This is a genomic window from Kitasatospora sp. NPDC059577, from assembly GCF_042735475.1.
Taxonomy (GTDB): Bacteria; Actinomycetota; Actinomycetes; order Streptomycetales; family Streptomycetaceae; genus Kitasatospora.
The window spans coordinates 19,408-28,372 of sequence record NZ_JBHWBZ010000089.1; the positions used below are offsets into that span (position 1 = coordinate 19,408).

Below are 8,965 nucleotides of genomic sequence, written 5' to 3' on the forward strand. Positions count from 1 at the left end.
CCCTTCGGGCGCTACTTCTTCGCCCCCGCCAGGTCGTCGAACATGGCCGACAGGAACTCCGTGCACCAGCCGAGCAGTTCCCGGCCGACCAGCGGCTTGCCGCCGATCCGCCCGGTGCTCGGACGCGGCACCAGGAGTTGCTGGGCCGCCGCCTTGACCTGGCTGCGCGGGTAGAGCCGGTTCAGCCGCAGCTGCTGGGACTCCCGCAGTTCCACCGGCCCGAAGCGGACGTTGGAGCCCTGCAGGGTGATGTCCGAGATGCCGCACCGCCGGGCGTACAGCCGCAGCGCCGCGACCAGCAGCAGGTTCTCCACCGGCTCGGGCAGCTTGCCGTAGCGGTCGACGAGTTCGTCCCGGACCTGCGTGATGTCCGCTTCCGAGTTGACCGCCGCGATCGAGCGGTACGCCTGCAGCCGCAGCCGCTCGCCGGGTGCGTAGTCGTGCGGCACGTGGGCGTCGACCGGCAGCTCGATCTTGACCTCCAGCGGCTCCTCCTCCGGCTCCCCGCCGCCGGCCAGCGACTCGCGGAACTCGGCCACCGCCTCGCCGACCATCCGCATGTAGAGGTCGAAGCCGACGCCCGCGATGTGCCCGGACTGTTCACCGCCCAGCAGGTTGCCGGCGCCGCGGATCTCCAGGTCCTTCATGGCGACGTACATGCCGGCGCCCATCTCGGTGTGCTGGGCGATGGTCGCGAGGCGCTCGTGCGCCGTCTCGGTGAGCGGCTTCTCCGGCGGGTACAGCATGTAGGCGTAGCCGCGTTCGCGGCCGCGGCCGACGCGGCCGCGCAGCTGGTGCAGCTGGGAGAGGCCGAAGGTGTCGCCGCGCTCGACGATCAGGGTGTTGGCGTTGGAGATGTCGATGCCGGACTCCACGATCGTGGTCGACACCAGGACGTCGAACTCCTTCTCCCAGAAGTCGACGACGACCTTCTCCAGCTGGGTCTCCCCCATCTGCCCGTGCGCGGTGGCGATCCGAGCCTCGGGCACGAGGTCCTTCAGCCGGGCGGCGGCCTTGTCGATCGACTCGACCCGGTTGTGGATGTAGAAGACCTGTCCCTCGCGCAGGAGTTCGCGCCGGATCGCGGCCGAGATCTGCTTCTCGTCGTACGGACCGACGAAGGTCAGCACCGGGTGCCGCTCCTCCGGCGGGGTGGTGATGGTGGACATCTCGCGGATGCCGGTGACCGCCATCTCCAGGGTGCGCGGGATCGGTGTCGCGGACATGGTGAGCACGTCCACGTTGGCGCGCAGCTTCTTCAGCTGCTCCTTGTGCTCGACGCCGAACCGCTGCTCCTCGTCGACGATGACCAGGCCGAGGTCCTTGAACCGGGTCTCGGAGGAGAACAGCCGGTGGGTGCCGATGACGACGTCCACCGAGCCCTCGAACAGGCCCTCCAGGACGGCCTTGGCCTCACTGTCGGTCTGGAAGCGGGAGAGCGCCTTCACCGCGACCGGGAAGTTGGCGTACCGCTCGGCGAAGGTCGAGAAGTGCTGCTGCACCAGCAGCGTGGTCGGCACCAGCACCGCCACCTGCTTGCCGTCCTGCACCGCCTTGAAGGCGGCCCGGACGGCGATCTCGGTCTTGCCGTAGCCGACGTCGCCGCAGATCAGCCGGTCCATCGGGACGGACTTCTCCATGTCGGACTTGACCTCGGCGATGGTGGTCAGCTGGTCCGGCGTCTCCGCGTACGGGAAGGCGTCCTCCAGTTCGCGCTGCCAGGGGGTGTCCGGGCCGAAGGTGTGGCCGGGGGCGGCCATCCGCGCCGAGTACAGCTTGATCAGGTCGGCGGCGATCTCCTTGACCGCCTTCTTGGCCCGCTGCTTGGTCTTCGCCCAGTCCGCGCCGCCGAGCCGGTGCAGCGTCGGGGCCTCGCCGCCGACGTACTTGGTGACCTGGTCGAGCTGGTCGGTCGGCACGAACAGTCGGTCGCCGGGGTGGCCGCGCTTGGCCGGGGCGTACTCCAGCACCAGGTACTCGCGGGTGGCGCCCTGGACGGTGCGCTGCACCATCTCGACGTACTTGCCGACGCCGTGCGCCTCGTGGACGACGTAGTCGCCGGCGGCGAGCGCCAGCGGGTCGATCGCGTTGCGGCGGCGCGAGGGCATCCGGCGCATGTCCTTGGTGGAGGACTTCTGGCCGGACAGGTCGGTCTCGGTGATGACCGTGAGCTTCAGGTCCTCGTCCACGAAGCCGTGCTCGATCGAGCCGCAGGAGACGTGGACGACGTCCCGGGTGGGCGCCTCGGCGAGGTCGGCGACCAGGCGGGCCGGGATGCCCTCGTTGGCCAGCACCTCGGCCAGCCGCGAGGCCGGGCCGTGGCCCTCGGTCACCATGACGACCCGCCAGTCGGCGGCCAGCCGCTCCTTGGCGTCGGCGATCGCCCGGGCGGTGTCGCCGCGGTAGGCCTCGACGGCGTGCATGCCGAGGGTGAGCGTGTTGGCGTCGAACTCCAGGATGCCGTCGACGGTCGACTCGCTGGTCGCGAACGGGCTGACGGACCACCAGGGCAGTCCGATCTCGGCGGCGTGCTCGCGCACCTCGGCGAGCGAGCGCAGCGAGGCCGCGGAGACGTCGATCGTCTCCAGGTCGATCGGCCGGTCCCCGCCCGCCGCGGCCGCGACCCAGGAGGCGTGCAGGAACTCCTGGCTGGTCGCCACCAGGTCGGCGGCGCGGGTGCGGACCCGCTCGGGGTCGCAGACCACCGCGACCGAGCCGAGCGGCAGCACGTCGACCAGCAGCTCCATGTCGTCCACCAGCACCGGCGCCAGCGACTCCATGCCCTCGACCGCGATGCCCTCGGCGATCTTGTCCAGGATCTCGGCCAGCCCCGGGTGTTCGACGGACAGTTCGGCGGCCCGCGCCCGCACCTCGTCCGTGAGCAGCAGTTCGCGGCAGGGCGGCGCCCACAGGCCGTGCTCGGCGATCTCCAGCGAGCGCTGGTCGGCGACCTTGAAGTACCGGACCTCCTCGACGTCGTCGCCCCAGAACTCCACCCGCAGCGGGTGTTCCTCGGTCGGCGGGAAGACGTCCAGGATGCCGCCGCGGACGGCGAACTCACCACGCTTCTCGACCAGTTCGACACGCGCGTAGGCGGCCGCGGCGAGCCGGCGGGCCACCTCCTCCAGGTCGTGCGACTCGCCCCGCCCGACGGCCACCGGCTCCAGCTCGGCCAGCCCCTTGACCTGCGGCTGCAGCACCGAGCGGACCGGGGCGACGACCACCTGGACCGGCCCGGCCGCCGGGTCGTCCGCCCGCGGGTGCACGATCCGGCGCAGCACGGCGAGCCGGCGGCCGACGGTGTCCGAGCGGGGCGACAGCCGCTCGTGCGGCAGCGTCTCCCAGGCCGGGAACTCGGCGACGGCGTCGGCGGGCAGCAGCGAGCGCAGCGAGGCAGCCAGGTCCTCGGCCTCCCGGCCGGTCGCGGTGACGGCCAGCACCGGCCGGCCCCGCTCTCCGGCGGCCTGCCCGGCGAGCGCCCGGGCCAGTGCGGCGATGGCGAACGGCCGGGCGGCGGGCGGTCCGACCAAGTCCAGGTGGCGGCGTCCGCCGGCCGCGGCTCCGGTGGCGGTGGCCGCCTCGATCGCCTCGGCGAGCGCCGCGTCCCGCGCGACGACATCGAGCAGTCCGGTCAGGCTCATCTGGGGTCTCTTCTTCGTCCCGTGGATGGAGCTGCCCCCGGGCGGCGAAGGCCCGCCAGGGCAACGCGAACGGCCCGGCGCGCCGAGCGGCCGGGGGTCTCCAGCCTACGCCGCGGCGCCGACACGCACGCGGCGCACGGCGTCGGCGGGGCCGGGCGGGGACGAACCGCCGGTCGCGCCGCCTTGCCGGCGGCCCCCGGGGGACGTCCGGACCCGGACAACCGGCGGGGACACGGCCGGAGACACGACCGGGGACGAACCACTGGACGGAACACCGGACCGGCCGGTGGACGAACCGACCGCGGACGGCGCCGGACCGGGCACGGCCATCCGCCACGAACTGGACATACTCCTGTCACTGGCCGTCCATGGAGATCGCGCACCATGGTGAACGTGCCCGCCGCACCCAACCGTGGGGGATGGCTGCAGCGGCACTGTCGCACCCCCGATGGGGGTCGGAGGTGCGAGGCCGGGCGACCCTGGGTGGGGGCGCCCGCCCAAGCGCCGGGAACCGTGGCGCCCTTTCCTGGAGGGCGCCACGGGTCTCGGCCTACTTCCGTTTCCCGCGCGCCTGCCCGCCCCGGACGTCCGCACCCGTCCGGTCGGCGTTCCCGGCCCGGCCGGGGGCTACCAGCGGGACAGGTTGACGTCGTACATCATCACCTCGTGCCCCTGGTTGGCGTTGAAGTCGTAGCGGTCCCAGGTGAAGACGGTCCAGGAGCCGAGGCCGCCGCCCAGGTAGGTGACGACCTTGTTGTTGCCGGCGTCGATCCGGTCGACGTTGTAGACGCGCACGGCCATCCAGCCGTCGTTCGCGAAGCAGAGCTGCCCGCTGTAGCCGTAGTTGTACACCTTCGCGAAATCGTCCCGGCCTCCGCAGTCGACCCGGTTCACGGCGTGCGCCGGGGACACCGGGAGCAGTGTCGCGGCGGCGGCCGCGAGAAGCACCAGGGAGCCCGGCCGGCGGACCTTCGCATTTCTGTTCCGAAGGCCGGTCCGAGGATTCGTGCGGCGAATCATGTAACCCCTCCAACGGTGGCGGTTGCGACTCCAGAGATTCGCACGGCCGGGCAGCACCGGACAGCCGCTTTCCGGCCAAGCCGGGCCCCGCGGACCGCCTCGGGAATCGATCGGGGACCAATCGGGAATGCATGGCTGCGACATGCGCCAGGGTCGCGGCACGCTTGCCGCGCTTGATGATCGGAGCAGATGCTTGCCACGTCCGGCCCGATTCGGGCGATTCACCGCCATCGCCCTCACGGCTGTTCTGCCGGTTCTGTCCGCTGCCTGTTCGGGCAGCTCCGGAAAGACGTCCGCCGATTCCGCGCCGACACCACCGGAGATCATTTCGCCGACCGCCCCGGAATCCGGTCGCGGCGGAATGACCGGACTCCCGCTGTCCGCTTACCGGGCCGACGACCGGAGCGCCGTGCAGGAGATCCGGGCACGCAATGCGCTGGTCGTCTCGTGCATGCACCGGGCCGGATTCGCCGCGTTCACCGGGGACGGGCTGCAGCCCGCTCAGCCGCCGGACAACGCGACCGCGCTGCCGGCCGGCCCCTGGGGCTACCTCGGGACGCAGGCCGCCGCCACCGTCGGCTTCCACCCGCCGAAGCGGCCGCTCCCCCGCCCGGACACCGCCCCCGCGGGCTCCGGCGAGGCCTACGACGCCGCCCGGGTCGACTGCGACCGGCAGGCGGCGGAGCGGCTCGGCTCGCCGCCCGCGACCGGCGCCGACCTGGTCTCCCGGCTGTTCGACGAATCCACTGCGGCCACCGCCGGCGACGCCCGGGTGGTCGCCGCCACCGCGCGGTGGGGCGCCTGCATGGCCTCCGCCGGCTTCCCCGCCACCGCCCCGGAGGAGCTGCCGCGGCAGTACCGGGCCGCTCCGGAGCCGACCCCGACCGAGCTGGCCGCCGCCCGGGCCGACGCGGGCTGCACCACGACGAGCGACCTGGCCGCCGTCTGGTTCGCCGCGCTGACCGGCTACCAGCGTCAGCTGATCGACCGCAACGCGCAGGCCCTGACCGCCCAGCAGGAGGCGGTCAGGGCCCAGGACGCGAAGCTCACCCGGCTGCTCGCCGGCGAGGCGGACGGGTAGCTCCGGGCGCTCTCCCGGCCGGGGCCGGGGCGGCGGAGCGGGGCGTCAACGGCGGCGGTAGCTCACGGTGTTGGGGGTCGCGTAGCCACTGCCGTCGTCCACGATGATGATCTTCGGGATGATCCGGGTCTCGTCCCCCGGCTCCTGCTCGACGCCGATGCCGGCCCCGGTCTCGACGGCCTCGACGGCCTCGCCGTCCGTACCGCCCTCGCCGTCGGCCCGGGCGGCCGTCACCGCGGGCGGCGAGGCCGGCTTGGGCGGGGCCGCGACCGGAGCGACCGGCCCGGTCACCACGGAGTCCTCGGCGGACGCCCGGACGGCGCCGCCGCCGACCACCGGAGACCGCGACGCCCCGGCCGCCACCTCCTTCGCCGGAGCCGGCGCGGCACCGGACGCGGCGCCCGCCGCCCGCGAGGCGCCCGCGACCTTCTCGGAGGCCTTCCGCAGGTCCGCCACCGGGATCTCCCCGGTGTCCGCCTCCGAGTCCACCGGCACCGCGCCGTCGCCCCGGTCCGCATCCACGTCCGCGTCCGCGTTCGTGACCGCATCCACGTCCGCGTCCGCGTCCACCGGAGCCGAGGCCCGGAGCGGAACCGCCGGCGGGACCACGTCCGAGGGCACCCCGGCCGCGACCGCGCGCGGGAACGCCGCCCCGGGCTCGATCTGGCCGACCGCCGCCCCGGTGAGCGAGGCCAGCGTGGCCTTGATGTGGTCCAGGTGCTGCTGCACCGTCTCCAGCCGGGTGTCGAACTCGCGCTGCTCGCGCTCGCTCGCCGCGTTGATCTTCTCGGCCTCCCGGCGGGCCTGCTCGACCAGCTGGTCGGCCTTGGCCTGGGCGTCCGTCTCCTGCTGCTTGATCCGGTTCAGCACGGTCTCCCGGTGCTGCTCCGCCTCCTTGACCCGGCGCTCGGCGGTCGAGGAGACCTCGGCGTCCTCGGCGTCGGCATCGGCCTGGGCCGCGGCGAAGGTCTCGTCGGCCTTGCGGCGCCGGTCTGCCAGTTCGGCCTCGGCGAGTTCGCTGGCCTCGGCCGCGGCGACCCGCACCTTGGCGGCGTAGGCGGTGGCGGTGTCCCGGGCGGAACGGCTCTCCCGGTCGGCCTCGGCGCGGATGGCCTCGGCCTCCGCGCGGGTGCGCTCGTCGGTGCGGCGGGCGGCGGCGTCGGCCTCGGTACGGGTGGTGGTGCCGTACTCCTTGGCCTCCCGGTCGAGCGTCTGCCCGGCCTCGTAGACCTCGTCCCGCAGGTCCTCGGCGAAGCGCTCGGCCTTGTCGCGGACGGCGCGCGCCTCGTTCCCGGCCATCACGGCCAGTCCGGCGGCCTGCTCGCTGAGTACCTCGTAGTCGGGCTCCGGCGCCTCCTCGGCGGCCCGGCGGATGTCCTCCAGCCGGGCCTCCATCTGCCGGATCCCGGCTCCCAGCACGCTCAACCGCTCCCATGCCTCGTCTCGCTGGGCGGTGAGCGCCGAAAGGGCTCGCTCGACCTGCTCGGGCGCGTAGCCGCGCCGGGCCTGGGTGAAGCCGTGCTGGGGGACGGCGTCGCTCATGGGCTCTTCCCCTCGTTCGCGGGCTGCGGAGCCCATGATCGGACGGAACGGCCGGATCCGGAACCGGTTCGGAGCCGGGGGCCGGATTCGGTCGTCGTACGGACCGGAATACGTCGAGGACCGGACGAGTAGACCCATCCTCTTGACCTATTTTGCGCAGATCCGGGCAAAACCCCAACGAGGCACAGCCACGGCAGTACGCCGGAGGGGCCGCCCCGGGCACCGGGACGACCCCTCCCCACCTGCGAGGATCCGCGACGGTCCGCTACAGCAGACCGTCCCAGAACTGCTCCAGCAGCACGGCCCACCACGTGTCCGCGTGCTGCAGGGCCGCCGGGTCGATCGCGGCGAGCTGGGCCTGGAAGTCGGTCGTCCAGCGACCGGCCTGGTCCGGGGTCAGCCCGTACCGCAGCCGCCACATCCGGCCCAGCAGGGCCAGCGAGCGGACGAACTCCGGTACACCGCTGTTGACGAACCGGGGCGGCTGGCCGGTTCCATCGACGTCCACCGCGACGACGTTCGCGGTGCCGTACTGGACGCACAGCTGACGGCCGTAGTCGTTGCCGAGCACCAGGTAGCCGCCGAAGTCCGGGCCGTTGGGCAGGCCACGCTCGGCGGCCAGCTCGGCGAGCGTCGGGATCGGCCGGCCCTCCTGCGCCTGCGCCCAGAAGAACGGCCCGAAGTCGCGCGGCAGCCCGGCCCACATCAGGCTCTGGGACACCGGCTCGGGCACGCCCTGGCGGGAGACGGCGCGCTGCTCGTAGCGGAACAGGTTCTGCCCGAAGGCCGCGCCGATCTCCTGGGCGAGCTGCTGCGGCGGGAGCGGCGCCAGCGCCTGGACCGTCCCCGGCGCGGGCAGCGGCACCCGGAACGGGCGGACCCGCTGGGCACCGGAGGCCAGCTGGTGCAGCTCGTCCAGGTGGTCGAGCAGCTCGGCCATCCCGGCCTGCCGGGAGGCGTGGTCACGGCCGTAGGGCGCGGTGTGGGTGAGCCTGACGTTCGGCCAGGACGCGGCGATCATGCGGTTGCAGTAGCCGCCGGGCAGGTCGCACGACTCCAGCTCGGTGTAGAGCTCCAGCACCTGCTCCGGCGGCACGTTGAGTCGGCGCAGGTCCTGCAGGATCTTCCACTCCGGGTGCGGGGTGCCGGGCTCGCTGCGGTGCAGCAGCTTCTGCTCCGAGCCGTCCGGGCCGCGGTAGCTGAGCGCGGCGAAGTACCCCGGGCCGACCGCGGGCACCCCCGGGGGCACCGGCGCGGGCTGCGGCGAACCGGTCACCGCAGCCGGGGGGACGACCCCCGCCGCGCCGCCCGCGTTCGGGTAGCCGTAGCCGGCCGCGGGAGCGGCCGGAGCCGCCGGGCCGCCGGGCGGCGGCGGGACGGCGGGACCGCCGGACGGCGGGGTGCCCGGGTCCGCGGGGCCCGCGCCCAGCAGCGCCGGGTCGATCGCGCTCGCCAGCTGGGTCGCCTCGTACGCCACCCCGGCCGAGGGCGTGCCGCCGGACGGCGTGCCCTGGGGCGCCGGGGCGTCGCCGCCGCGCAGACCCGCCGGTGGCGGGGGCGGCGGGGTCGAACCGGCCGCCCGGCCGCCGGGGCCGCCGGCGGGGGCGCCGGAGCCCTGGGCGCCCTTCAGGCCCGCGGGCGGGGGCGGCGGCGGGGCCGAGGCACCGGCGCGGCCCAGCCC

At 74.1% G+C, this 8,965-nt stretch carries 5 protein-coding genes; 1 reads left to right on the plus strand and 4 read right to left on the minus strand.

Annotated elements, in window-relative coordinates; all coding sequences use genetic code 11:
- Positions 1-11: 11 nt before the first annotated feature.
- Positions 12-3,641 (minus strand): transcription-repair coupling factor, encoded by a 3,630-nt coding sequence (gene mfd / locus ACFV0O_RS38950; protein WP_380349130.1) that lies wholly within the window; start codon positions 3,639-3,641, stop codon positions 12-14.
- A 627-nt stretch (positions 3,642-4,268) separates the two neighbouring features.
- On the minus strand, positions 4,269-4,553 hold the full coding sequence (locus ACFV0O_RS38955; RefSeq protein ID WP_360259348.1) for a beta/gamma crystallin domain-containing protein: 285 nt from the start codon (positions 4,551-4,553) through the stop codon (positions 4,269-4,271).
- Between the two features lie 469 nt (positions 4,554-5,022).
- Between ACFV0O_RS38955 and ACFV0O_RS38960 the strand changes: the two genes are divergently transcribed.
- A complete protein-coding gene (locus ACFV0O_RS38960) occupies positions 5,023-5,742 on the plus strand; it encodes a hypothetical protein (protein WP_380349133.1) in 720 nt (239 codons plus the stop codon).
- Between the two features lie 45 nt (positions 5,743-5,787).
- Here the strand turns inward: ACFV0O_RS38960 and ACFV0O_RS38965 are convergent, their stop codons facing one another.
- Together ACFV0O_RS38965 and ACFV0O_RS38970 are read right to left on the minus strand one after the other, a co-directional pair.
- Complete coding sequence (locus ACFV0O_RS38965) at positions 5,788-7,284, minus strand: hypothetical protein (protein WP_380349135.1); 1,497 nt, start codon at positions 7,282-7,284, stop codon at positions 5,788-5,790.
- A gap of 265 nt (positions 7,285-7,549) precedes the next feature.
- Positions 7,550-8,965, minus strand: a 1,416-nt coding sequence (locus ACFV0O_RS38970) for an SUKH-4 family immunity protein (RefSeq protein ID WP_380349137.1), incomplete at its 5' end; no start/stop codon positions are given.

What these genes read in the sequence shown, in the direction of transcription:
- ACFV0O_RS38960 (WP_380349133.1), top strand. Translation starts at nt 5,023, where the DNA reads ATGACCGGACTCCCGCTGTCCGCTTACCGGGCCGACGACCGGAGCGCC.
- ACFV0O_RS38965 (WP_380349135.1), bottom strand. Translation starts at nt 7,284, where the DNA reads ATGAGCGACGCCGTCCCCCAGCACGGCTTCACCCAGGCCCGGCGCGGC.
- mfd (WP_380349130.1), bottom strand. Translation starts at nt 3,641, where the DNA reads ATGAGCCTGACCGGACTGCTCGATGTCGTCGCGCGGGACGCGGCGCTC.